Genomic DNA, 24,932 nt, shown 5'->3' on the forward strand with positions numbered 1-24,932 from the left:
AGGTAGAACATGCGGGCATAGTTGGTTCAAGGCCGAACAACTATCCGATATACACTCAAACTTCAATGATAAAACTGAATCAAAGTGATAGGTTGGAGAAAGTGCTCCGATGAAGTCGTCGCCGTCGGGCACAAATCCGCAGAGCCCGGCGCCTTGCCGACCGTCCCCGACGTCCGTTCGAATTTGAACCGGCACACCGAACAGGCAGCGGTGACGCCCGTGCGGCCCCTTTCTCCTGCCCGGGCCTGCCCGCCCCTGACGTCGGGCGGCGGAAGCGATGGGCTATCCCGGCAGGGAAACGTGCGCGCGAGGGGCAAAGGAAGCCTGTCCACCCCATGCGGACCAAGGCCGGGCGAGCACTGAACGGAACCCCGGAGACGTCTGGCCGCATTGGGAATTACATACTGACAACGCAACACATTCTGTATATGAAGAAACAAGAACATCAACCGGATAGCCTTCTCAGCAAGACGTCGCCATGACCGCCCCTGTCCACCCAAAACCCCTTCTCCTCCGTTCGGACGCGCTTGAGCAATGCGGCTATCTCGACAATTCACCGATGCGCATCCTGTCGGTCACAGCGCAGGCCGGGTCCGGCAAGACCGTGTTGATCTCCCAATACGAGGAATCCGGCGACACCCCTTTCGCATGGGTCACCTGCGCCCAGCAGCATGCCGACCCCCGCGTCTTTTTCGAGGACGTTGTCACCGGCCTGGCGAACGCCTGCCCCGCCCTCGACGGCGAGAGGGTCCTTCGACCTCTGCGGCAGCAGTTGAACACGCCGGAATTGATCGACATCGGCACCCGGCGGCTCGGGGATGAGGTGGAAAACATCGCCACGCCCCTGGTCCTGGTCATCGACGACGCCCATGTCCTGCAGGAGCACGAACCGACGCTGCGGCTGATCCGTCAAATCCACGATGCCACCCCCGCCACCCTGCGCCTGATCGTGATCTCGCGCTTTGCGCTGACCCTGGCCGAGCAACCGCTTTTTGCGAAAAGCAGCCAACTTTTCATCGACGAGTCCATTCTGGCCCTGAGCCGCGAGGAGATAGCCGGGCTGTACAACGGGGTGCTGGGCATCCCGGCGAGCACGAAACATATCGAAAAACTGCACCAAACGACCCAGGGCTGGATCGCCGGGCTGGTGTTGTTGCGCAACACCGCGAATCCCACGCAATTGAAGCCCTCCACCTCGGTCCGGGCCATCGGGCGCCATTTCGACGAGTTGACGACCTCTCTGGACAGGGAGTCCTTCCGCGAGCTCCTGCTCGTCGCCAGCCTGTCGGGAATTCCCGCCTTGGTGCTGGACAGGCTCGTCTCCTCCCCCCTGCGCGCCTGGCTGGCCGACATGGCCTCGGCCAACCATTTCGTCCGCGCGAACGGCAAGCCCGGCCAAGCCACATTGCGGCTGCATCAGCTATTTCAGGCCCACCTGCTCCACAAGGCCGAGGACGCCATCCCCGCAGCGGAACGCAACGCCTTCCTCGCGGAATGCGGGAACGCGATCCTGGAATCCGGGGACCTGGAAGTCGGTCTGGCCTACCTCGCCGAGGCGGAGGCATGGAGCCCTCTTACCGAAGCCCTCAAGGTCCATGGCCTTGCCATGCTGGCCAACAACCGCCACTGGACGCTGAAGAACATCCTCGACGCCGTGCCGGAGCCGGTCCTTGACGAGAGCGGCTGGTTGACCCTGTTGCTCGGCATGGCGCTGTTGAACCTCCAGGGCTCGGACAGCCGCCTGTACCTTACACGGGCGATCGAATTATTCCAGAAGCAGGGCGACCTTGCCGGAGAGTTGATCGCGACGTGCATGCTCATCAACTCCAACGTCATCATCCTGGGCGAGTTCGGTCGCAAGGCCCACCTGGTGCGACGCGCCGTCGAGCTCCTTGAATCTCTGGAAGGACAAATCCCCCCACCCCTGATCGAATTGGCCGCCCAGTCCATTGCCCTGGGGTATGCCTATTATGTCTCGGATACCCGCACCGCTGCCCACTACTTCGATCGGGCCATGGCGCAGAGAAGCGGGCCAACGGACATCACCTCCGATCTCTGGATGCTGGTCAGCAAACTGGCCCTGCTGGGAATCGAGGGCAAGATCACGGCCGTACTGGATGCGCTCTCCCCTTTCTTCGCGGAATCGAACGACGCCATGATCAGCCCGACCTTGCGCTACGCCCTGGACATATTCCAAGCCAACTTTCTCCTCATGTCGGGCGACCTGATCGGATATCGGGCCATACGGGAACGCCTCCGGACCAAATGGCGAGACCTGAAGACCGACTCCTTCGTCTCCATCTTCCTGACCGTCTGGGACCTGGACGCACTCATGGCCGACGGGCACTACGACAAAGCGTACAGACTCGCCGGGGACTATGACAAAGAGCACCCCGGCATCATCCCACACATGCGCTGCCAGATACTGCACTACCAGATGCTTGCCTCGGCGCTCCTCGGCAAAAAAGAGGAAACGCTCCGCGTCATGCGGACCGCCCTGCGCCTGCGGGCCATCGGTGGCGGGCGGTACTTCGTGCTGTTGACGCAGGCTTTTGCCGGCGCGGCGTTTTCCCTGTCGGGAAAACGGGGCATCGCGGAGCGTATTTTCGACAATTGTATAAAATCACACGAAAAACACCAGATCAACCAGGCTTATGCCATCTTTGGCTACCGAGCCGCCATGCTTTTGAACGCCGGTCGGCGGGAGGAAGCGCGACAAGACATCAAGGCCTTGCTCGGAGAAATGAAACAATACCGGATCCACCACTTTTTCGGTTGGACGCCGGAGATAATGCGGCCGGTGCTGTGCGAGGCGGTCAGGGCAGGCATCCAAAAGGACTTTGCCCGTGAGCTGGCGAACCGGCGGATGCTTCTGGACATACTCGACGACGGGACGCCCGTCCCGTTGCTGCGGATCGACTGCCTGGCGGGCATGGAGTTGTCGTGCGACGGGACGAGCATCCCGGAAAGCGCACTCGCCCCCATGTGGCGGGACCTGCTGCGACTGCTCTGCGAATCTCCGAACATGGCGCTCGGAGTCGAAGCCGTACGGGAAGAGTTGTGGCCGGGAAGCCCGACGGAGAAGACGCGCTCAAAACTGGACACCATGCTCTCCCGGCTGCGCGGCAAGATCGGCGCGGTCTTCGGAGAGGAGGCCAAACAACGGCATCTCCAACTCCATGGTCAGAAGCTGTATCTGAAGCATTGCCTCGTGGACCTGAGCCGGGTCCGTCGTTTGGCCAAGGAAGGCATCGAACTCGTCGCCCGGCGGAAATACTGGCATGCGCACAACGCCTTCACCCTCATGCGGCACTGGCTGGGCGACGCCTATGAACATCCCGCCGCCTGGGCGGCCGGACAGGGCCACAGGCAGGCGGTCATGCAGGCGCTGGTGGCCTGGACGGACCTGCTCACACGGTCCCACGACCCGAGACAGGCCCTGGAGGTCGCGAAAAAAGCCCTGGCCCTGGACCCCATCAACGACTCCGCCCAGCGACAGCATTACGACCTGCTCATCCAGCTCAAGCGCCCCGGCGAGGCGCACCAGGGCCTGAGACAATACCGGCGGTCCCTTGAGGATGAAGGGTTCCACGAACCGGAGATCGAACAGATCATAGAGAACTTCTTCGAAAGGTAGCTCGCGTACGCCGCCCGGCGGCCCCCTCCCGCGGGTCGGAGCCGACGCAGCGCAGCCCCCGGCGCGTCTCCGAGGTCCGCCGACCCGTTTTCCCGCAACCGGCTTCCGGCGCTCCCCGGACGCCCCTCGCTCCAGCCTCCTGCGACTCGTCATGCCTCCCGGCTTCCGGCCATCCACCCGCCGGAAAAGATCATCGTAAGACCGACAGTATATAAAGATCCCCCTCTGGGTCGCGGACGGCGCGCCGCCCGGCGCCCGCAGCCCGACGGATACGGGAGCCACGCCGGGGAAGCGCCGGCGTCAAAGCCGAGCGTAGGTTGAACGACCGCAGTTCGCGCTACGCTTTCGCTCCAGGTTCCCTAGACTGGCCATAGCCTGGATCAACGTCATCCGGCGGGCCCGGGCGCGGCAACGCCACGCTGCCGCACGCAAACGCATCCCGTCGCGGACGGGGAAGCGGATATTGCAGGCGGACAACCCTGAAAGGAACTGGCATGGAACTCAATGCACTGTTGCAACAAGGCGGCATTCTCTTCCTGACGGTCATGCTCGCCGGCGGCACCGCCCTGAACTATTTCGGTCTGCGGCTCCAGTATATCGCGCTTTTCCTGGCGGGCGCGCTGTTCGGAACATTCCTGGGCTCGGGCGGGTCGATCCTGTCCGGTCACGACGGGCTCGCCGCCGTCCTCATAACCCTGTTCACCGCGCTCGCCTGCGGGCTGCTGACGGTCTTCCTGACGCGGTTCACCGTGTTTATCCTCGGCGGCTTCATCGGTGCCCTGCTCGCAGCCTCGACGGGACACGGCGAGCCGCTGATTCTGGCCCTCGCCGGGTTCGCCTGCGGCACCCTGACCGCCGCCCTCCTTGATCTCGGCATAATACTGATCACGTCCTTCAGCGGCTCGCTGCTGATGTTTCACGGGCTGGTCAACCTTCATTCGTTGGCGACGGATGGACACACCGCCTCCGTCTCCGGGGCCACGCTCAACTATGCCGAGCGCCTGATCGAGGCCGTCAGCCGTGACGGCCTCCAGGGCCTGGACCGGACGTTCCAGGGCGACGGCTGGCTGCTCGGCCTGCTGTTCCTGTCGGGCGCGCTGGTCCAGTTCGGGGTGAATGCGCGCCGGAAGAAGCCCGCGCCCGTCCGGGGAATGGGAGCGGGAGACACCGGACCCGCCGCCGCGGATACCCGAAACCCCACACTCTCCGGGGGCCGGTATCCCGAGGAAGTGACCCCCGGCAGCCAGGTGGAATAGCCGGTATATCCAGGGAAGGACATGGCCGGACACCTGTACCGGTCAAGGAGAGACGGCCAAGCAAAAATCTCCGGCGGACATGCGCCCGACGGACCTATCCACTGGACGCGGCCGACACGGAACCGCCTGAATTATATTTTAAAGGCGATGTTCGCCGAAGGACCTTTGAAACACCTCACCGCAGTTTGGAGAGTCATGCCCAAGAGGATTCCGTTCTTATTCGTATGCCTGTCCGTCGCCGTATTCCTTACGGGTTGCAAGCCGAGCATCGGTTCCATAAACCGATTTCTCCAAAACGGTGCCGGTTCCGAGGAGCTTTCGCCGGAGACCAAAGCATTGTTTGCCGCCGCCCTAGACGGGGACACCGACGAAATGCGCAGGCTCATCGACCAGGGAGCGGATATCCTTGCGATCTCGGGCGACGATCACCAGACCGTCCTGCATGCGGCCACCCTTTCAGGGAACCCGCAGGCGATTAGATTTTGTATCGACCGGGGAGTCTCCCCGTCTTCAACGGATTCCCGCAATCACATCCCGCTGCTTGTAGCGGCCTATGACGGCTGCCTGGAATGCGTCAGGCTCCTGGTGGAAGCGGGAGCCGATGTGAATGCGGCGGACTCCCGTTCCACCACGGCGCTGCACAGGGCGATCATCAACGACAGGCGATCCGTCATCGAGTATCTGCTGCAAAGGGGAGCGGCCGTGAATGCCCCATCCTGGGATGGGACTCCCCTTTTTCTGGCGGCGAAACAGGGGGATGTCGGACTCATTCAGCTTCTGCTGGATCGGGGAGCGGACATCAACGCGCAGGCCGCGAACTGGTCGACCCCCCTGCACGAGGCCGCAAAGGCGGGGAAAATCGAAGCCGTCGAATTCCTGATGTCCAAGGGGCTTCGGGTCACGGCGAGAAAAATAGACGGCTCGAACGTGCTGCACATTGCCGCGTCCCGTGGGGACCTGGAGTTGACCCGATTTTTCCTGGCGCAGGGCGTGGCCATCGATCAGCGTGAAACAACGGGTAAAACACCGCTGTATCTGGCCGTGTCCAATAACCATCTGGATGTGGCGGAATGTCTCATTCACAACGGTGCGGATGTCAATGCGGCCACGGTCGCGGGGCGCACCGTTCTTTTTGACGCAGCCGGGGAAGGAGACCAGGCGGCCATGGCTTTTCTCCTTTCCCGTGGAGCGGATATAAACAAAACCACGGCCGCGGGGCGTACCGTTCTTTTCGACGCCGCCGGAAAAGGGGATCTGGCGACCCTGGGCCTGCTCCTTTCCCGTGGCGCGGACATCAACAAGGCCGATCCCTCCGGCAAGACCGCCCTGTTCGTGTCGGCCGATAAAGGCGATTTGATCACCACGCAATTTCTCATCGACCATGGCGCCATGGTCTCCGGCGGCAATGCCTGCCGGCAAGAGGGGACGCCCCTGCACGAGGCTGCGGAACGATGTGACCTCAATATGGTCAAACTCCTCGTCGAAGCCGGAGCTCCCGTGAATTCGACGGACGGCCGGGGCCACACCCCCCTGTACTACGGGTTGGATCAATTCCGGGGAAGCGAAGAACAGTTCCAGGTCGTACGGTACCTGCTGCAAAAAGGGGCCTCTCTGCCGGACGAAGCATTGACGCTCGTCATCAAGAAGGAAAACGACTTGCGGCTGATTCGGCTCTTGCTCGACAGCGGCGCGGACGTCAACGCCAAAAGCAAGGACGGCATGCCCGTGGTGGGCCTGGCGATTGAAAGCCGAAGCCTCGACCTGATCAAACTCATTGTTTCAAGCGGTGCGGATATCAACGCAAAAGACGGCAGAGGTCATTCCGTCCTTTTTCTGGGCATGTCCAATCATCCTGAAATAACCAATTATCTGATCCGGTCGGGGGCAGATGTGACCGTCACCGACGGATGGGGAGTCACGCCGCTCCACAAGGCTGTTGAATACGATCACACTGAAACCATCAAGCTCTTGATCCTCGCCGGAGCGGACAGCAACGCCAAGAGCGACTTCGGGGGCACGCCGCTGAACCGGGCCAGGGGCCAGTACGGCCCCCATTCGGACCTTGTCCATTTCATGATGAACGGGGGGCCCGAAAAGAAGTAGCCGAGGAACCCGGGCCGGGAGAAGCCGTCGACACGGCCCAGATTTGACGCAAGGCGCGGGGCCCGGCCGTATCGGCGGCGGAAGCGCCCGCCCGGAATTCCCTACAGCGAGGGTTCCCAGGTTGGGGCGAGTTCCTTCGCTTTGGCAAGCTCCGCCGGGGACATCGTCCCGAGGACCTTTCGCATCAGCTTGTCTTCCGCCAGATCGCGGGCCACGTTCCCGTCTTTGGTCTCATCGCACAGCTTGATCGCCTGATTCGCTCAAAGGTACGCTTGGACGGAATCCTTTTCGACCCCGTTTCCGTCAAGGCAAAGCATGCTCATGTATATGGCGCCATAGGGGCTCCCGCCCTTTGCCGCCCGTGAAAAATGCTCCGCAGCCATGCCCGCGTCCTTGGGGACTCCCTTGCCCTCGATGTAGAGGACGCCCAGCTTGAAGTCCGCTTGCGGGTACCCGAGTTTCTGGGCCTCCCGGTACCATCTCACGGCGGCGGCCATATTCTTCTTCCCGCCGATTCCCTTCTCCGCCCTTTCTCCCAGCCGATATGCCCCCCTGGGGTCCCCGTTATTCGCCGCTTCCTCGAAGAAGTCCTGGGCCATGGAATGCTGGCCGATATTATCACTCAGTACGCCCGCCACCAATGGATCCGCCGGCGGATGAGGCGAACACGCGGACATCAGGGGAAAAAAAGCCAACAGCGACAGGACCAACACTCTTTTCACGACAATTCTCCTTTTTCATCAACCGGCGCCGCGATCTTCCCGGCATACCCGGCGTCGAACGGCTCTTTTGACGGCTACCGGAAGGAAGCGGTCGGCCTTTCGCCTTCTCATCGTGCCCCGCGGCCTGCCTCCGAGCGCATTTTTCCGACTTCCTCGACCACATATTCCTTCAGGAACTTGAGATTCTCGTTGCCGGGGTCCATGCGCAGGGCCTCGTCCACCACGGCCAGGGCCTTGCCGTCGCGACCCGCGCCGAGCAGGTAACGGACGTAGACCTGGCGCAGCCGGAAGTCATAGGGAAACGTGCCGGTCGCGGCTTCCAGGGTCTTTCCGGCCCGGTCGTTCTGGCCCAGTTCCATCAGTGCGTAGGCGGTGTAGAGGCTCACGTCCCGGTCGGCCCCGTAGCGCGCGGACCGGGCCAGCTCCACCAGGGCGTCGCCGTACTTGCGCCGGTTGAAGAGCTCGATGCCGCACGCCTTGTGCTCCTCCAGCCGCTTGGCGATCTGCTCCGCCGACAGGTCCTCGTCCTCCATGAGGGCCAGCACCTTGCCGTCGGGATAGGGGGCGTCGAGCACGCTCTTGAGGATGACCTGCTCGGACACCCCGGCCTTGTCCGCCGTGGTCGCGCCCAGGAAGTTCGCGCGCACGGCCAGTTGCCTGCGGGCGTCGATGTTGCGCTCGTTCTGATGGATGTTGTTGTGGTCCAGGACAAGCTCGCCGCCCGCGTAGGCCACGCCGGTCCCGTTGCCGGTCAGGGAGGATTCGGCCAGGACGCCCTCGCCGCCGTCCACGGACAGGGCCCGCGTCCAGCCGGTCAGGTCCACGTCGCGCAGTTCGAACACGCCGCCGGACAGGACCAGGCCGTCGCCGCCCGCGCCGTGGGCATCGACGTCTTCCATGCGCAATGATCCCGAGCCGGACACGGCGGGCGCACAGCCGGACAGGGCAGCCCCGGACAGGTCGGCCGCGCCGCCCTCCTCCACCGTAATGCCGCGCCACGTGCCGCCGGTCAGGACCACCGGGGCATCCTTTTCGCCCTCGACCGCCAGCCTGCCGAGCACGGTCAGGCCCACCCCGTCGGCAAAGGTAAGCTTTGAACCGCGCATGACGGTCAGGGCCTGGTCCGCCGGGACCACGGCATCACGCTCGACACGGTAGTTGCCGGTGATGAGCGTGCCGGTCAGCTCCCCGCCCACGGCCAATTCGTCGAAACGGGGCATGACCACCTCGGCGGGCGTACCGGGCCTGGAAAGGTTGCGCGCTCCGTCTTCGGAGCGGATGCGGTAGTAATAGGTCCGGCCCTGCTCCACATCGCCGTCCACGAAGGCGGCGTCCTCGATGCGGGCGATGCGCGTGAACTCCCCGACGGGGTTGTCGTTGCGCTCCACCACGAAGGCCGCGACCTCCTCGCCGGACGGCAGTCGCCAGCCCATGTGCACGCCGTCGCTCTCGGCCCTGAAGACCGCCTTTTCCGGGGCCTCGGGCGGTACGCCGTCCAGGGCGACCAGGGCCCCGGCCTCGGTCCACTCCCGCTCGGCCCCGTTCAGGCGGGCCACGCGCACGGTCAGGGGTTGGCCCGCCGTCCGGTCGCCCTCGCGGACCACGTAGACGCCCTCGTACTCGCCCTCGCCGACCATCTTGAGCGGGATGCCCCGGCGGAAGTCGCCGATGTCGAACGAGCCGACCAGGTCCTTTTCGGCAAAGACCTTGACCGCCACCCTGTCGCCCACGCCGAAGGTTCCCACGTCGACGTTGCTGTCCACGAGCATGATCTCCGGCAGGCTCTGCCCTTCCAGGCAATCGGGCATGATCTGGGCCATCTTCCAGCCCCAGTCATAGACCACGTGGCGGAACTGCTTCTGCGGCGAATCGCTCAGGAACGCGCCCACCAGGGTGCTGGCGATGCCGCCCAGGCTCACCGGGATGGAGAACTTGCGCTTGTCCGCGGTCTCGGTCCAGGAGCCGATCTCGCGCCCGGAGGCGTCCACCATGCGGGCCCCCGCGCTGAGCATGAAATTTTCCACGGCGGCCACGTTGACCATGGCCCAGCCGGAGATGTCCACGTAAACCACCCCCTGCACGCCCAGAAGCCTGCACAACGCCTTCGGCTCCATGGTCCGCCACTCCGGGTGGTCATGCAGCTTGCGGTCCACCGCCTGGATCAGCAGAGGCCGGTATCCCTTGCCCGCCAGATGGTTGTGCAGCACGTTGCGGGCCAGCCCGCCGACGAACCCGGCTTCCTCGGGGTCTACCTTCCGGCTCTCCGTTGCCGCCTCGGCCTGGGCCACGCTCGCGGGGAGCACGGCCACGACCTGGGGCACGTCCTGCTCCATGGCATAGGCCCCCGGCCCCTCGGCCTTTCTGCCGGCCAGACAGGACGCCAGCGCCAGGCAGACAACCACCGTCAGCACAACATTCCGCATTCCGTACACCCTGTTCACGATGATTTCTCCTCGGACAAAACCATGTCGATGGACACATCCCTGCTCATGCCGAACGGGGTGGCAACGCGCGCGCCGAGGCGCAGCCGCTTGTCCGCCATATCAAAACTGCCTTTCCCGTCGACCGAGACCCTGCTTCCGCCGAAGCGGACGGTCTTGAGCTCCAGCGCATCGCCCCGGACCGAGGCGAGGACCGTCCCGTCCCGAAAGGGGAGCGTATCGCCCATGTCCGGTTTCAGGTCGACCGCGTTCATGATCGCGATGAAAAACCCGAGCCGCCTGTCGAGGTTGGACAACTTGAGAACCTGCATGTCCCGCAACCGCGCGACCACGTCCCCGCGCAACGATTCGCGCACTTCCCCGAGGCTGCGGCCGCGCACGGAAAATAGCGCCTGCACGCTCAGCCGCCCCCGGAGGTAGACGGGAAGCTCGTCCACGAAACAGCCGAGCACGCCCGGCAGTTGCACACCGTTCCCGGTGACGGCGACGTTCGCGGTCAGGGAGTCGGGAACCAGGGCCAGCTCCAGGCCCACCCGCATCAGGCACAGCCTGCCCCGGCCCTTGGCCACGACCTTGCCGTCGGCCGAGGCGACCCGCGCGGACAGATCGCGGACGACCGGCAGGTCATTGTATTGCAGCCGTCTTGCAACGATCTTACCGGACAGGACGCTGTCGCGGACGAACCCGAAATCAAAGGGCTCGGCGTCGTCGCTCCGCCCGGCCTCAGCGGTCCTGATCACCAGGTCGTCGAACACCGCGGCCCAAACGCCCGCCCCGCCGTACCCGGCGCGCGCAAGCCCCCGGGCCGCGACCTGGGTTCCGGAGCCGGAAGCCGTGAAATCGAAATCGATCTGCCGCCCCTTGCCTTTGCTCGCGGTGCCGTCAAGAACCGTCCCGAACCAATCGAGCCGCCGGGCCTCGGCCTTGAAGCGAGTCCCGGCCAGCACGAAAGGGACGGGCGATTCCCCGGCCAGCGCCCCCGTGCCCCCGGCTGAGGACGCGAACTCCAGCCGGTCGACGCTGACCATGGCCCGACCGTTCTTCAAGGTCACGGTCCCGGCGAGATCCTTCAACGTGACGTCCTGGGTTTCGCCCTTTTCCGACACCAGGGAGAGCTTGAGGGAAGGGGAGGACAGCGACAGGCTCCCGGCGGGCTTGGCCCGGCCGCCCGCGCTCCGGACCCGCACCCCGTCCAGGCCGACCACGCCCTCGGCGGCCAGAGTCCTCAGCCCGAGCCCCTCCAGGCCGTCGGCAAAGGCCCTCCCGCCGTCCGGGTGGGCTGTGAGGAGCGCCGCCATCTGCGCCGCGTCGAGCGTCCCCTCCTTGCAGGCAAGGGTCCACCCGCCCTTGGGGTCGACCCCGACGTCGAAGTCGGCCAACGTGCTGTCGTCCAGGGCCAGGGACCGGGCGACGAATGACGCGGCACCGGTCTTCGCATCGAAATCGAGCCGGAACTCCCGTGCGGCGATCCGCTCCGTCCCCGCGAACATGGCCGTCCACGCCTCGTCGAGGTAGTCGAAGCGGCGCAGGAAATCGAACAGCTTCGCCGGGTTGAACGTGCCCTGCCGGGCCTCCACGGTCAGGGCCAAGGGCGCCGTGGAGCGCATCTCCACGGTACCGGCAAAGTGCAGACCGAACTCGGGCACCTCGGCGTTCCTGACCACGAAACCGATGCCGACCGCCTCTTTTTCGAGATCGACGGAAAAGGCGACCGGGGTGCCGTCCCGGTCCGCGACAAAGGCGGCATCGTGGAGGCTCAGGGATTGCGGCAGCAGGGCCGGGTTCACACTCCGGCCGGGGCCGCCGCCGGACAAGGCGGCCCGGATCAGGGGCCGGTCGAGCACGGCGCGGGAAAGCCTCACCTCGCCGTGCAGGATGCCGGAGAGATCGGGATACAGTTCGATGCGCGGGGCCTCGATCCGCTCGGCTCCCGTATCGAGTTTGAGCCCGTACAGGGTCACGGACGGCGGCAGCCAGGACACGTCCATGCGCTCGACCCGCGCCCCCGCGCCGGTCAGCTCCGCCACCAGGAGTTCCGTGGCCTCCGCCAGATAGACCCGCACCAGTACGAGCCCCCCGGCAAGCACGGCCAGCGTGGCCAGCGGCCCCCAGAGAAACACCACACTCCGATTCATGCCCGACTCCCTTTCGCAACAGTTGCAACCATCGTGATCACCGTGATTTTATTCAGTAATACAATACCGATTGAACGTCCACGACCACGGATAAGGAAAACCCCGTAAACGTGGAATAACAAATACGACGGGTAAAGCGAGGGGCGGACCGCCGTCCCCGCACCCACACTTTGCGCGGGGAGAGGACGAGCGGACATGTCCCGCGAAAAAGGCTTGAGAGATAAATCTCCCAAGCCTCAACCGTCAGTTCTCGAACAGGCGGGAATTCACACGACGGCCCCGGGGCGCCGTTCGCTCCGGGCCGGGGAGGACGGACGCGGGATGCCCGGTCAGGATTTCAGCTTCAGGAAATCGCCGTCGATGATGAGCAGCTTTACCCCGGTCTCGGTTACCGACCGGTGGGAACTCAGCTCGTCGGAGACGATGTAGGACATGCCCGGCTTCAGGGTCGAACTGGGCGCGCCTTGCCGTTCATTGACCACCTCGCCCTCCAGGCAATGGACGATGTGCCCCTTCGCGCACCAGTGGTCCGCCTTGTACCCCTTGGAATACTCGACGATTCGGACCCGCAGGCCGTTGAATTGCAACGTCTGCCAGTAGGCGATGCCCGTTTCCCCCTTGTGTTCCGTACGGGGGACCGTGGACCAGTCGATGGATTGGAACGGAATATTCTTGTCGCTCATCGCTTCTCCTTGCGGATATTTGTCATGCGTTCACAAGACGATACTCAAACCGCCGGATTGCGCAAGCCTTGCCGGTCACGTCACCGCGTTGCCCGATACGTGCTGCGACCCCCACGCACCTGCAAAATCACCCTTTTGACTTGGCGGGGACTCTCAGGTAGGGGGGATTTCCGTTCGGGGCGGATCGGGGCTTTCCCGGACCCCGACCCTGGAGGATTTCGCTTCAAGCGAGGAACGGAAATGCAACGTAAAACGACGTGCAACGGCTCGGAATTCCTGGCCGACTATAATTTCTCCAATTGCCTGGTCTGCGGCACCTGCGCCAACGTCTGCCCGACCACCGGCGCGCCGGGGCTGGACGGCCTGGATGCGCGCAAGGTCATGCGCATGCTGGCCAACGGGCTGATCGAAGAAGTCGTGGCCTCGGCCTTCCCCTGGTTGTGCACGGGCTGCGGCCGGTGCACCGGGGCCTGTCCCGGCGGCATCGACATCACCTCGCTCATGGGCAAGCTCAAGGGGCTCCGGCCCCGCGACCAGGTGCCGGGCTCCCTGCACAAGGGCATGGTCAACAACCTGGAGACCGGCAACAACCTGGCCATCCCGCAGCAGGAGTATTTCGAATCCATGGCCGACCTGGGCAACGAACTGGCCGAGGAGGAATGCCCCGGCTTTTACGTGCCCATCGACAAACAGGGCGCGGACACCCTGTTCTTCCCCAACTCCAAGGAAGTGTACGGTGACTTCGAGGACCAGTTCTGGTGGTGGAAGATCTTCTACGCGGCCAGGGAGAACTGGACCGTGCCCGGCAAGAACTGGGAGGCCGTGGACTGGGCCCTGTTCACCGGCAACGAGGAAGGCAACAAGGAGCTGGCCCGGCGCAAGATCGAGTACATGAAGGAGCACGACATCCGGCGGATGATCATGCCGGACTGCGGCGGCGGCTCCTACGGGGCGCGCAAGGGCATGGCCAGACTGGCCGAGGAGAACCCGGCGAACCGGGTGGATTTCCTCTACCTCTATGACTACCTCATCGAGGTCATCCGCGACGGCCGCATCAAGCTCGACAAGTCGGTGCACGCGGGCCGCAAATTCACCTTCCACGACTCCTGCAAACACGGCCGCGAGTTGCAGCGCACCTTCGGCAAGGGGTATTTCGAGGAACCGCGCTGGATCATGCAACAGTGCGTGGACGACTTCGTGGAGCTGACCCCCAACCGCGAGAAGAACTACTGCTGCGGCGCGGGCGGCGGCCTGTGGCCCCTGCCCTATGAGAAACAATCGGCCTGGCACGCCCGGATCAAGCAGCAGCAGATCGAGGACAGCGGGGCCGACGTGGTGGTCGTGGGCTGCTCCAACTGCCGCGACCAGCTCATGCGCCGCATCCCCAAGTTCTACCAGGACCGCAAGTACGAGGTGAAATACCTCTGGCAGTTGGTGGCCGAGGCCCTGGTCATCGAGCCGTGGGACCGGGAGCGCGTCGAGCGGGCCGAAGCCGAGGCCGCGGCCCAGTGGAAATCCTTGGGTGTGGAGCTCGACTGATCCGTTTCACCGATTCACCGGCGAAAATGGCCCCGGTCCGCGTTACGGTCCGGGGCTTTTTCTTGCGATTGGGCAAAGCCCGGTGCTACCCTGCCGTTTCAACCGACCTCAACCCGGAGATCCCATGCAGTTCACCTTTGCCACGGCCTCGAAAATCCTCTTTGCAACCGGCGCGGCCCGGCGCATCCCGGAGCTGGCCGGGACCCTGGGCAGCCGTCCCTGCCTGGTCACGGGCGGTCATCCCGAGCGCGCCCAATGGCTTATCGACGGGTTGACGCAAACCCTGCGTGAACCGCTGGTCGTGCCGGTCTCCGGCGAACCGGACACCGAGGGCGCGGCCAAGGCCGCCGAGGCGGCCCGCGAGGCGGGCTGCGACGTGGTCATCGGGCTGGGCGGCGGCTCGGTCATGGACACGGCCAAGGTCGTGGCCGCGCTGATCACCAACACGGACGACATCTATGAATACCTGGAGGTCGTCGGCCGGGGGAAGCCGCTGGACAAGCGACCCGTGCCCCTGATCACCGCACCGACCACCTCGGGCACGGGCTCCGAGGTCACGGCCAACGGCGTGCTCCTCAGCCGTGAGCATGGGGTCAAGGTCAGCCTGCGCTCCACCGCGATGATCGCGGACCTGGCCGTGGTAGACCCGCAGTTGGCGGCGTCCATGCCGCCCCAGGTCACGGCGGCCACGGGCATGGACGCCCTGACCCAGCTCCTGGAGGCCTTCGTCACCCGCAAGGGTACGCCCATGACCGACGCCCTGTGCCGGGAGGGGCTCATGCGCGCGGCCACGGCCCTGCCCCTGGCCTTCGAGGACGGAGAGGACATGTCGGCCCGCGAGGACATGGCCCTGGCCGCCCTGCTGTCCGGCATCTGCCTGGCCAACGCGGGGCTCGGCGCGGTGCACGGATTCGCCGCCCCCATCGGCGGCAGAAGCCACGCGCCCCACGGCGCGGTCTGCGCCGCCCTGCTGCCCCACGTCATGGAGGCCAACCTGCGCGCCCTGCGCGAGCGCGACCCCGACTCCCCGTCCCTGCACGCCTACCGCGAGGTCGCGGTCATGCTGACCGCGGACGTGGCCTGCGACGCCGAGGACGGCGCGGCCTGGGTGCGCGAACTGTGCGAAGATCTGTCCATCCCCACCCTCGGGGAGCTGGGCGTCGAGCGCGGGGACTTCGGCCTGCTGGCCGATCTGGCGGCCAAGGCGAGCAGCATGCGGGGCAACCCCGTGGAGTTGACCCGCGACGAATTGATCGGGATTCTGGAGAAGGCCTGGTAGGGTCGGTTCACGAGACCAGGCGCGGCAGCAACGGCCCCTTAGTGCGAGGCTTGCCCACCAGTTGCGGCAGGTAGCGCTTGAGCAGCCAGATGGCGGGCAGGCAGGCCGCGAGCGAGAGCACCGTGAAGCCGAACGTCACGGCGGTCACGGCCGCCCAGTGGTCCGGGAAGGTGCGCACGTACCAGTCCGCGAACGGGCCGTTGAAGTAGTGGTAGAAGACCCCGTTCAGGCAGAACAGGATGAGCACGTTCTCCCCCAGGAACATCAGGAACCGGTTGGCCCCGACGCTCCGGGCCGCCAGCAGCAGGAACAGGCTCCCTATCAGGGCGGTCAGGGGGAAGAGCAGCACGTTGCCGTGCCCCGAGGCCACGACGACCACGGCCTGGAAGACGCGGAACGGGCCCTGGTTGAGGTCGAAGGTCAGGACGACGCCGAGCAGGCACAGCCCGGCCCCGGCCAGGAACCGCCAGCGGGGCTGCCCGCCGATGAGCACGGACTCCCTGCGCATGAGCACCCCCACCAGATAGAAGGCATAGGACACCGGGGCCTCCGGGATGAGCCAGTAGGTCGGTCCGGGCAGGAGCATGACGTGCAGGGTCAGGTAGTACCCGCCCAGGTAGCAGGCCACGGCCGCCGCGATGATCTTCAGATTGGAGTCCAGGAAGCGGCCCACCGCGAAGTGGATGATCTCCACCACGACCAGGGTGGCCAGGAACCACAGGGGCACGTTGAACAGGGGGAAACCCAGGAGCGTGTACCACAGCCCCTTGAGGTATCCCTCCCCCTTGGTCAGGTCGAGCAGCGGGAAATGCCCGGCAAAGAGCAGACTCAGGCCCAACAACAGGGCCGAGAAGGCAACGTAGGGCACCAGCCGGGAGGCGGCCAGCCGCTTGAGGAAGCGGCCCACCCGCAGGCGCGATTTTTCCGGGGCCAGGGTGAACCCGGCCAGCAGGAAGAAGAACGGCATGTGGAAGGAGTAGATGAACTTGTACTGGGCCGTGGCCACCGGGCTCTGGAGGTACATGATCCGCTCCACGGCGTGCCCGTAGTAGACCAGGAACATGCCCAGGAACCGGGCCACGTCCAGCATGGGGATGCGCCCGGCCGATCTCGCTTCGCTCGTCATCTCGCCTCCTTCGTCGTCTGCCTACTCCACCCAACCCAGGGTCCGCTCGACGGCCTTCTTCCACCCGGCGTACTTCTCGGCGCGGTCCTTCTCGTCCATGTTCGGCTGCCAGGTCTTGTCCTCTTCCCAGTTGTTGTAGAGCTCCTCGCGCCCGGACCAGAAGCCCGAGGCGATGCCCGCGGCATAGGCCGCGCCCAGGCAGGTGGTCTCGGCCACCTTGGGGCGGACCACCGGCACGTTGAGGATATCGGACTGGAACTGCATGAGCAGTTCGTTGTAGACCATGCCGCCGTCCGCTTTGAGGGACTTGAGCTCCACGCCCGAATCCCGGTTCATGGCCTCGACGATGTCCTTGGTCTGGTAGGCCGTGGCTTCGAGCACGGCCCGGGCGATGTGGTTGCGGTTGATGTACCGGGTCAGCCCGACCATGACGCCGCGCGCGTCGGGCCGCCAGTACGGGGCGTACAGGCCGGAGAAGGCTGGCACGATGTACGAACCGCCGGTGTCCTCGACCTTGGCGGCCAGGGCCTCGATCTCGGGCGCGGACTCGAACATCTTGAGGTTGTCGCGCAGCCACTGGACCAGGGCCCCGGCGATGGCGATGGACCCTTCCAGGCAGTAGGACGGCTTGCGGTTGGAGAACTGGTAGGCCAGGGTGGTGATCAGCCCGTGCCGGGACTGGATGGGCTCGTGCCCGGTGTGCATGAGCAGGAAGCAGCCGGTGCCGTAGGTGTTCTTGGCCTGGCCGGGCGCGAAGCAGGTCTGGCCCACCAGGGCGGCCTGCTGGTCGCCCACCGCGCCGCAGACCGGCACGCGCGCGCCCAGAGGGCCGCTCTCCGAGGTCGGCCCCCAGGTCCCTTCGTCGGACGAGGGCACGATGCGGGCCAGCCCGCTCATGGGCACGCCCAGGATCTTCATGATCTCCTCGTCCCAGGCCAGGGTCTTCAAGTCCATGAGCATGGTCCGGCTGGCGTTGGTCACGTCGGTCACGTGCGCCCCCCCCTTGGGCCCGCCGGTCAACCACCAGATGATCCAGGTCTCGATGGTCCCGAACAGGGCGTCGCCCCGGTCCGCGGCCGCCTTGGCCTCGGGCACGTTGTCGAGAATCCAACGGATCTTGGGGCCGGAAAAGTAGGTCGCCACGGGCAGGCCGGTGGCCTCGCGGAAGCGGTCCTGGCCGCCCTCCTCGGTCAACCCCTTGCATATGTCGTGGGTCCGGGTGCACTGCCAGACGATGGCGTTGTAGAAGGGCTCGCCCGTACAGCGGTCCCAGACCACGGTGGTCTCGCGCTGGTTGGTGATGCCGATGGCGGCCAGGTCGCCCCCTTTGAGCCCGGACTTGGTCAGTGCGCCCCGGATGACCTCCCCGGTGTTGTGCCAAATCTCCATGGGGTCGTGCTCCACCCAGCCGGGCCTGGGGTAGATCTGGCGGTGCTCCTTCTGGTCCTGGCCGACGATGCGGCCCCGCTCGTCAAAGATGATGAACCGGCTGCTGGTGGTTCCCGAGTCGACGGCTCCGACGTATCTGGCCATAATTCCTGCTCCTTGTGCTCACGGTATGGGGATTCCCCCGCATATCACGAAACGTCTTCCGACAAAACCGATTTGGGCGGGCGGATGCGGTTGCCCCGCAGGCCCAGCTGCGTCTCGTCCAACCCCAAAGCCTTGCCGACCAGTTGGCTGACCAGTACGGCCGGGACCATGGCCCGCCAGGGGCTCTTATAGGGCTGCCGGTCCCGCTCCACGTCGAACTGGAGCTGGCAATAGGTGCAGGCCGTGGCCAGGACCTGTGCCCCGGCCCCGTCCGCGCTCTCCAGCTTGCGGCGCATCAACGATTCACTGATGACCTCATCGCGCCCGCGCAGGGGATGGCCGCAGCACTCCAGGCGCAGGGCCCAGTCCACGGTCTCGGCCCCCAGGGCGCTGATCACCCGCTCGAACACGGTGGGGGCCAGCGGGTCGTCAAACCCGGTGACCTTGCCCGGTCTGAGCGCATGGCAACCGTAGTGGCAGGCGACTTTCAGCCCGTACAGGGGCGAGACCACCCGCTCGGCCAGCGTTCCCGCTCCCACGTCGCGGTCCAGCACGGTCAGCAGATGGCGAACCTCCATGCGCTGCGGCAAGGCCAATCCCTCTCGGGCCAGCAGCCGCTCCACCTCGCCGGCCAGGGCCGCATTCTCGTGCAGGCGCGAGACCGCGTATTTGAGGTTGCCGAAGCAGCACTTGCACGGGGTCATGATCGGCAGCCCTGCCCGTTCGGCCAGGGCGAAATTGCGCGCCGCCGAAAACACGGACGCCAGCTCACTCTCGTGGCGCACCGGGTAGCCGCAGCAGTTGAATTCGATGTCCACCAACTCCACGTCCAGGGCCCGGCAGACCGCCCGGACCGAGGTGCCGTAGTGGGGCAGGTGGTGGGGAATCTTGCACCCCGGGAAATAGGCGTAGCGCATCAGCCCTCCCCGCCTTCGGTCTGGCGCAGCCTGGCGGCCGCGGTGTTGCGCAGTTCATAAAGCACGTCGGCCACGCGGATGTCCTGCGGGCAGTGCTCCTGGCACTTGTAACAGGTGGTGCAGCTCCAGACCATGCGCGCCCCGAGCGTCTCGTCCTTGAGCCCCATACGCAGCAGGTTCATGACCTGCTGGGGGAGCAGATCCAGGTCGCGCGACGGGTCGTCGCTGACCGCCACCACCGGGCAGACGCTGGTGCAGGTGGTGCACTGCACGCAGGCCCAGAACGACTCGCGGTTGTCGGCCAGCCCCTCGGGCTCGATGCGGCAGCAGATGGCGCTGCGGGCGGCGACGGTCATGGCCCGGACCGCCTGGTTCGGGTCCGGGACGGACACGGCCGCGTCCGGCTTGGAGGCCAGCCACAGGTCCTGGAGGTTGATGCCCGCCGAGCAGATGTCGGTGCAGCGCAGACACTCGGTGCAGATGCGGCTGCCCTCGGCGAACCGCTCCAGCCCCAGGCCGGACAGTTCGCCGTCCCGAAACGCCTTGAGGGAGGCGAGCTTTTCCGAGGGCAGGATGTCCGGGTTGCCCAGGACGGCGAAGGACGGGGCCACGCTGCAATGCAGGGAGCACTCGCCGCAGCGCGTGCAGGCGTCCAGCCCCAGGCCTCGGGCCGCGACGCCGCCCGGCCGGTCGTCATCGCGCCGCCCGGCGCGCACGGCCAGGTTGGCCGGGGTGGCCAGGGGGTGCAGGAACTTGGCGTAAGGCAGGGCCGCCAGCCCGACCAGACAGAAAAGGATGTGCACGTACCAGAAGACGCGGTCCGCCCGGCTGCGGTTCATGGCCGGGGCCAGGGGCGCCAGTGCCGCAGCCAGGGGCCGGGCGATGAAGGCCGAGGCCGTGTCGCTGTGGCAGGCCGCGCAGCTCTCTTCGTTGACCTCGAGCCCGAGCTTGACCCGCTGCGGAGTGACCAGTCGGTCGGACGAGAAGACCACGCCGAAGCGGTCGGCCCAGGCCGCCTTGAGCGCGGTGGTCTCGGGCCCGCCGTCATAGACGCCGTATTCGGCGACCATGGAATCGAACATTGCCGGGGAGATGATCTTGGAAGCCTCAAGCAGGAACCCGGACCCGACGATACCGCCGACCACGAAAAGCAGGGCCCAATCCTGGAATCGGGTCAGCGCCCGGAGCCGCCGGTCGCGCACGCGGCGCAGGACCATGAGGGCCAGCCCGATGAGGACCAGCCCGCCCAGCAGGTCGCGCAGGAACTGCCAGGGATCGAGGGTGGGCTCGTAGCCGGGAAAGAGGTTGGCCGTGACCAGGCCGCCCATGGCGTGGAACAGGAGCAACCCCATGAAGCCGTAGAAGACCAGGCAGTGGGCCAGCCAGCGCAACGGACCGGTCCGGGCCGTGCGCCCGAGCAGGAGGACATCCAGGACAACGGCCTTGATCCCGGACGGGAGCCGCTTGGCCGTTCCCCGTCCCCGGAAGGGGCGTTCGCCGCCCGGACCGGACCGCCACCGGGCCACCCTGCGAACCATGAAGGCGACGCAGACCACGGAGGCGAGAAACAAACCGATGTCCAAAAAATCCATACTGTTACCTTTGTGCTGTTTTAATCGACTCCCTGCCTCAGCCCCTGTACGGCGCGCCAGGCCGAGGTGATGGCCAGCCCGGCCCCGCACTTCATGCGCATCCAGTCCTGATGGGCGAGGATGGCCCCGGCCGCGAAGAGCCGTTCGTGCGCGGGCCGCCCGTCCCGGGCGAGCGGCCGGAACAGCTCGTCGACCTCCAGGCCGGACGCGTTGGCCGCATGGCCCCTGGCGTTGAAGAATTCCCGGTCATGCCACTGTTCCCTGGTCTCGGGCTGGACCACAGGCAGGTCGAAGACCGCCTCGCGGATGGCGTGGCGGTCCGCCATGAGCCCCTTGCCGAAGAAGCGGCCCGTGGCCAGGATGGCGGCCCCGGCGCGGACCTCGGTCTTGCCGCCGCCCCGGCCGACCACGAAGCGGAAGCCGTCCCGGTCCATCCCGGCCTCGGTCACGGTGGCCTGGGACAGGGTGCGCACGCCGAGCGGGGGCAGGCCCCGGTCAAAGGCACCGCGCAGTCTCGGGCCCGCGATGGACGGCGGGATGGTCGGGATTTCGAAGACCTGCCTGCCGGTCAGTTCCTCCAGATGGGCGACGACCCGGCCCGGATCGACCAGCCCGAGCACGGCCGGGAAGCCCAGGTACTCGGCGTCCCCCAGGTGCGGGGCCACGGCCTCGGCCAGCTTGGCCCGGTACTTGGGGTCGGCCAGAGCCCAGGCCATGTGCTCGGGGTAGAGCTCGCCGCTACCTCGTGGAAAGGTCACGCGTGCGGTGCGCAGGCCGGGCCAGGTGGCTTTGCGCATCTCGACCAGTTGGCGGCCGCTGAACCCTTTGAGGCCGTGGAAATCCACGATGACCGTGGGCGCCGCGCTCTCCAGGGCGAGCACGCCCTTCCAGGCCGTGCGCGGAACGCGCCAGGTGCGCTTGACCGTGCCCGCCGGGGTCAGCGCACGGCAGTTGCGGTCCGCGTGGCCGGTGTACTCAAGCCCCTGGGAGGCCAGAAAATCCGTGAACCCGTCGATGGCCGCTTCCATGTCCGGCCGGTTCATGCGGGCGTAGGGATGCTTCGAGCAGTCCCTGGACACGGCCTCGACCGCCGCCCATGGGTCGTCCCAGCGGACACCCTCGGCCACGGGGTGCACGCCCATCAGGTCGATGAACCCGGTGCTGAAGTCGATCCCGCCGGTGACCCCGGACTGGGCCACGGACAGCCCGGCCTGGGCCGCGAACAGGGCGGCCGCCATGCCCGCAAACCCCGCGCCGATGACCATGACGTCATGGGTGTTCCCGCTCACAGGTCCCCCCCGTCGTCGCGCGCGTCCGCTTCCAGCTCCAGGTCCAGGGCCCCGCAGTACAGGGCCTCCTGGAGGTCGGCCTGGACCAGGGGCAGCCCCCAGAGCACCGGCCTCAGGCCGCGCCAGCGCCTGCGGGTGAAGGCGTGCATCTCGTGCACGCCCCTGAGGCCGGAGACATAGCCCTCGTCGTACAGGTGGCCGGTGACGCGCAGGCCGCAAAACCCGCCCTGGCACGGCCCTTTGCCCACGCGGCTGCGCAGTCCGATGCCGTTCAGCAGGGAGGAGCCGTACTGGCCGTCCATGCCGTCGATGATCTGGTTGACCGCCTTGCGCGAGACCATCTCGCACTCGCACAGGATGATGTCGTCCCCGTCGCGCTCGCCGATCCAGCGCCGGGGCCCGAGGCCGGGCTCGGTCCACTCGCCCCTGGTCGAGGCGGGCAGCGGCTCGATGCGGGTGGTGCAGGGCGCGTCCACGCCGAGCTTGGCGCAGACCAAATCCCCGGTGCGCTCGGCCATGAGCCGGTAGGTGGTCAGCTTGCCGCCGGTGATGGTCACGAAGTTGTCCACATCGTCCTTCTCGTGGTCGATGAGCGAAAAATTGCGGCTCACGCTGCGCGCATCGCCGACCCCGGCCACCATCACCAGGGGCCGCACCCCGGCATAGGCCCGGATGTAGCGCGTGGTCTCCAGCACCGGGATCATGGCCCGGGCGTCGTCGATGATGGCGTCGGCCTCGGCCACGGTCGGGCGACACAGGTCGGGCGAATCGATGGTCACCGAGGTGGTCCCGAGGACCGAGACCGTGCCGCCGGGGACCAGGATGTCCGAGTCCGCGGCCTTGCGCAGCCGGTTGACCACGCGCGTGGTCAGCCGGTCCTGGGTGACCAGCAGGCTGCCCGAGGAATAGAGGATGTCGATGTGTGCCCCGGCCAGAGCGGCGACCATGCCGGCCCAGGCGCCCGTGGCGTTGACCACGATCTCGGCCTCGATCGCGAACCGCTCACCGGCCGTCTGGTTCAGGAAAACGGAGCGGGCTATGCGCCCGCCGTCCATCTCGAACCCCACCAGCTTGGCGTTGCGCAGGTAGCGCGCGCCCTTGTCCACGGCCTGGGCCAGGTTGTCGAGCGAGAGCATGAACGGGTCCACGGACGCGTCCTCGGTGGCGTAGGCCGCGATCAGCCTGTCCGACAGCGCGGGCTCCAGGTGGCGGGCCTCGGCGAGGTCCAGGGGACGGGTGGGCACGGTGCTGGCCGCGCACATGGACTCGAAATTCGCGATATAGTTTTCGTCGTCGCCTTGAACGGCCACGAACAGTCCGCCCGTGTCCTCGATACACTGGGGGGCCAGCCGCTTGAGCAGCTCCCCCTCTTCCCGGCACTCAATGGCCGCGGCCGCGTCCGAGGCGACGTAGCGCGCCCCGCTGTGCAGCAGCCCGTGGTTGCCGCCCGAGGCCCCCGCGTTGATGTCGCGGCGCTCGGCCAGCAGGCAGTCCACGCCCCGCAGGGCCAGGTCGCGGGCCAGGCCGGTTCCGGTCGCCCCGCCGCCGAGTATGAGTACCCGGGTTTCCATGATCTCCATCGTCCTTCCGACCTCTTTTCCCTTTATCGAATCACGCAGTGCAGAGTTTCATTTTCTCTTGTAGCAAAAAAACGAACATGATATGAACAAAAATCATCATTCCAAATCAAAATTACGGATGATCTTATCCCAAAACCAGGGATTGGTCACTATCAATTTTCACTTTCCAACACAATAGCGGGCTGTTTTCCGTTCACAATCGAACAAAGCGAACATCACATGAAACAGAACATCACTCCACAGGCCCCCGGCGGGACAGGAGACAACGGCGGGCGGCACGCCTCGGTCCGGGGGCGGCGCGCCAAGATCGTGACCCTGGTCAGGGAGCAGGGATTCATGGCCATCGGCACCCTGGCCGAAACCTTCGGCGTCACCCCCCAGACCATCCGCCGGGACATCAACGCCCTGACCGACCAGGGGCTGCTCCAGCGCCACCACGGCGGGGCCGGCCCCATGCTCAGCACCGAGAACGTCGACTACACCAACCGCAAGATCCTGTGCCTGCGGGAAAAGCAGATCATCGCCCAACTGGTGGCCCGGCACATCCCGCCCCGATCCTCCCTGTTCATCAACATGGGCACCACCAACGAGGAGGTGGCCAAGGCCCTGACCCGCCACGACCGGCTGCGGGTCATCACCAACAACCTCAACGTGGCGAAAACATTGAGCAGCAACGACGGGTTGGAGGTCATCGTGGCCGGCGGCGTGGTGCGCCACAAGGACGGCGGCATCGTGGGCGAGTCGACCATCGAATTCATCCGCCAGTTCAAGGTGGACTTCGGGATCATCGGCATCAGCGGCGTGGACATGGACGGCACCCTGCTCGACTTCGACTACCGTGAGGTCACCGCGGCCCGCTCCATCATCGACAACTCGCGCAAGGTATTCCTGGTCACCGACCACAGCAAGTTCGGGCGCAACGCCATGGTCCGGCTCGGCAACATCAAGGAGGTGGACGCCATGTTCACCGACGAGACGCCGCCCGCCGAGTTGGTGGAAGTCATGCGCCTGAACGGGGTGGAACTGTACGTGGCCAAATAAAAAAACCGCCTTACATCCCTAATAAAGGGCCGGGAGGTGCAATTTTCCTGATTTTCGCT

At 65.9% G+C, this 24,932-nt stretch carries 16 protein-coding genes; 6 read left to right on the forward strand and 10 right to left on the reverse strand.

Annotated elements, in window-relative coordinates; translation table 11 throughout:
• The first annotated feature begins 559 nt into the window (after positions 1-559).
• The 3 genes from V8V93_RS17495 to V8V93_RS17505 all read left to right on the forward strand — a co-directional run bounded on the left by V8V93_RS17495 (position 560) and on the right by V8V93_RS17505 (position 6,996).
• Positions 560-3,637, forward strand: a complete 3,078-nt coding sequence (locus tag V8V93_RS17495; protein WP_338667923.1) for an AAA family ATPase — start codon at positions 560-562, stop codon at positions 3,635-3,637.
• 494 nt (positions 3,638-4,131) lie between these two features.
• Positions 4,132-4,893, forward strand: coding sequence for a hypothetical protein (locus V8V93_RS17500; protein ID WP_338667924.1), 762 nt, complete (start codon positions 4,132-4,134; stop codon positions 4,891-4,893).
• A gap of 21 nt (positions 4,894-4,914) precedes the next feature.
• Positions 4,915-6,996, forward strand: coding sequence for an ankyrin repeat domain-containing protein (locus tag V8V93_RS17505; RefSeq protein WP_338667926.1), 2,082 nt, complete (start codon positions 4,915-4,917; stop codon positions 6,994-6,996).
• A 260-nt stretch (positions 6,997-7,256) separates the two neighbouring features.
• Here V8V93_RS17505 and V8V93_RS17510 read toward each other — a convergent pair whose 3' ends face one another.
• From V8V93_RS17510 to V8V93_RS17525, 4 genes are all read right to left on the reverse strand, one after another.
• Positions 7,257-7,718, reverse strand: a complete 462-nt coding sequence (locus V8V93_RS17510; RefSeq protein WP_338667927.1) for a tetratricopeptide repeat protein — start codon at positions 7,716-7,718, stop codon at positions 7,257-7,259.
• A gap of 107 nt (positions 7,719-7,825) precedes the next feature.
• Positions 7,826-10,141 carry a hypothetical protein gene (locus V8V93_RS17515; protein WP_338667928.1) on the reverse strand — a complete coding sequence of 772 codons (2,316 nt, stop codon included), beginning with the start codon at positions 10,139-10,141 and terminating at the stop codon, positions 7,826-7,828.
• 14 nt (positions 10,142-10,155) lie between these two features.
• Complete coding sequence (locus V8V93_RS17520) at positions 10,156-12,294, reverse strand: AsmA-like C-terminal region-containing protein (protein ID WP_338667929.1); 2,139 nt, start codon at positions 12,292-12,294, stop codon at positions 10,156-10,158.
• A gap of 329 nt (positions 12,295-12,623) precedes the next feature.
• Complete coding sequence (locus tag V8V93_RS17525) at positions 12,624-12,977, reverse strand: DHCW motif cupin fold protein (protein WP_338667930.1); 354 nt, start codon at positions 12,975-12,977, stop codon at positions 12,624-12,626.
• Between the two features lie 240 nt (positions 12,978-13,217).
• Between V8V93_RS17525 and V8V93_RS17530 the strand changes: the two genes are divergently transcribed.
• Together V8V93_RS17530 and V8V93_RS17535 are read left to right on the forward strand one after the other, a co-directional pair.
• On the forward strand, positions 13,218-14,516 hold the full coding sequence (locus V8V93_RS17530) for a (Fe-S)-binding protein (RefSeq protein ID WP_338667931.1): 1,299 nt from the start codon (positions 13,218-13,220) through the stop codon (positions 14,514-14,516).
• A gap of 124 nt (positions 14,517-14,640) precedes the next feature.
• Positions 14,641-15,795: an iron-containing alcohol dehydrogenase gene (locus tag V8V93_RS17535; protein ID WP_338667932.1), complete on the forward strand. Its 1,155-nt coding sequence runs from the start codon at positions 14,641-14,643 to the stop codon at positions 15,793-15,795.
• A gap of 7 nt (positions 15,796-15,802) precedes the next feature.
• On the opposite strand, the gene V8V93_RS17540 is transcribed toward V8V93_RS17535, so the two are convergent.
• From V8V93_RS17540 to glpA, 6 genes are read right to left on the reverse strand one after another with little or no spacing between them, the layout of a single operon-like run.
• Positions 15,803-16,921 carry an acyltransferase family protein gene (locus tag V8V93_RS17540; RefSeq protein ID WP_338667933.1) on the reverse strand — a complete coding sequence of 373 codons (1,119 nt, stop codon included), beginning with the start codon at positions 16,919-16,921 and terminating at the stop codon, positions 15,803-15,805.
• Positions 16,922-16,942: 21 nt separating this feature from the next.
• Positions 16,943-18,454 carry a glycerol kinase GlpK gene (gene glpK, locus V8V93_RS17545; protein WP_338667934.1) on the reverse strand — a complete coding sequence of 504 codons (1,512 nt, stop codon included), beginning with the start codon at positions 18,452-18,454 and terminating at the stop codon, positions 16,943-16,945.
• 44 nt (positions 18,455-18,498) lie between these two features.
• Positions 18,499-19,371 carry a CoB--CoM heterodisulfide reductase iron-sulfur subunit B family protein gene (locus V8V93_RS17550; RefSeq protein ID WP_338667935.1) on the reverse strand — a complete coding sequence of 291 codons (873 nt, stop codon included), beginning with the start codon at positions 19,369-19,371 and terminating at the stop codon, positions 18,499-18,501.
• Positions 19,371-20,963, reverse strand: a complete 1,593-nt coding sequence (locus V8V93_RS17555; protein WP_338667936.1) for a 4Fe-4S dicluster domain-containing protein — start codon at positions 20,961-20,963, stop codon at positions 19,371-19,373. Before V8V93_RS17555 ends, V8V93_RS17550 begins: the two co-directional genes overlap by 1 nt.
• A 20-nt stretch (positions 20,964-20,983) precedes the next feature.
• Entirely contained in the window at positions 20,984-22,252 is a 1,269-nt protein-coding gene (glpB, locus tag V8V93_RS17560; RefSeq protein WP_338667937.1) for a glycerol-3-phosphate dehydrogenase subunit GlpB, read from the reverse strand.
• Positions 22,249-23,832, reverse strand: a complete 1,584-nt coding sequence (gene glpA, locus V8V93_RS17565; protein WP_338667939.1) for an anaerobic glycerol-3-phosphate dehydrogenase subunit A — start codon at positions 23,830-23,832, stop codon at positions 22,249-22,251. Before glpA ends, glpB begins: the two co-directional genes overlap by 4 nt.
• 336 nt (positions 23,833-24,168) lie before the next feature.
• On the opposite strand from glpA, the gene V8V93_RS17570 reads away from it, so the two are divergent.
• Complete coding sequence (locus V8V93_RS17570) at positions 24,169-24,873, forward strand: DeoR family transcriptional regulator (RefSeq protein WP_422394424.1); 705 nt, start codon at positions 24,169-24,171, stop codon at positions 24,871-24,873.
• Positions 24,874-24,932: the final 59 nt, after the last annotated feature.

It is taken from the genome of Pseudodesulfovibrio sp. 5S69 (genome assembly GCF_037094465.1).
GTDB classification, from domain to species: Bacteria; Desulfobacterota; Desulfovibrionia; order Desulfovibrionales; family Desulfovibrionaceae; genus Pseudodesulfovibrio; species Pseudodesulfovibrio methanolicus.

What these genes read in the sequence shown, in the direction of transcription:
- V8V93_RS17495 (WP_338667923.1), top strand. Translation starts at nt 560, where the DNA reads ATGCGCATCCTGTCGGTCACAGCGCAGGCCGGGTCCGGCAAGACCGTG.
- V8V93_RS17500 (WP_338667924.1), top strand. Translation starts at nt 4,132, where the DNA reads ATGGAACTCAATGCACTGTTGCAACAAGGCGGCATTCTCTTCCTGACG.
- V8V93_RS17505 (WP_338667926.1), top strand. Translation starts at nt 4,915, where the DNA reads ATGGCCGGACACCTGTACCGGTCAAGGAGAGACGGCCAAGCAAAAATC.
- V8V93_RS17515 (WP_338667928.1), bottom strand. Translation starts at nt 10,141, where the DNA reads ATGCGGAATGTTGTGCTGACGGTGGTTGTCTGCCTGGCGCTGGCGTCC.
- V8V93_RS17520 (WP_338667929.1), bottom strand. Translation starts at nt 12,294, where the DNA reads ATGAATCGGAGTGTGGTGTTTCTCTGGGGGCCGCTGGCCACGCTGGCC.
- V8V93_RS17525 (WP_338667930.1), bottom strand. Translation starts at nt 12,977, where the DNA reads ATGAGCGACAAGAATATTCCGTTCCAATCCATCGACTGGTCCACGGTC.
- V8V93_RS17530 (WP_338667931.1), top strand. Translation starts at nt 13,218, where the DNA reads ATGCAACGTAAAACGACGTGCAACGGCTCGGAATTCCTGGCCGACTAT.
- V8V93_RS17535 (WP_338667932.1), top strand. Translation starts at nt 14,641, where the DNA reads ATGCAGTTCACCTTTGCCACGGCCTCGAAAATCCTCTTTGCAACCGGC.
- V8V93_RS17540 (WP_338667933.1), bottom strand. Translation starts at nt 16,921, where the DNA reads ATGACGAGCGAAGCGAGATCGGCCGGGCGCATCCCCATGCTGGACGTG.
- glpK (WP_338667934.1), bottom strand. Translation starts at nt 18,454, where the DNA reads ATGGCCAGATACGTCGGAGCCGTCGACTCGGGAACCACCAGCAGCCGG.
- V8V93_RS17550 (WP_338667935.1), bottom strand. Translation starts at nt 19,371, where the DNA reads ATGCGCTACGCCTATTTCCCGGGGTGCAAGATTCCCCACCACCTGCCC.
- V8V93_RS17555 (WP_338667936.1), bottom strand. Translation starts at nt 20,963, where the DNA reads ATGGATTTTTTGGACATCGGTTTGTTTCTCGCCTCCGTGGTCTGCGTC.
- glpA (WP_338667939.1), bottom strand. Translation starts at nt 23,832, where the DNA reads ATGGAGATCATGGAAACCCGGGTACTCATACTCGGCGGCGGGGCGACC.
- V8V93_RS17570 (WP_422394424.1), top strand. Translation starts at nt 24,169, where the DNA reads ATGGCCATCGGCACCCTGGCCGAAACCTTCGGCGTCACCCCCCAGACC.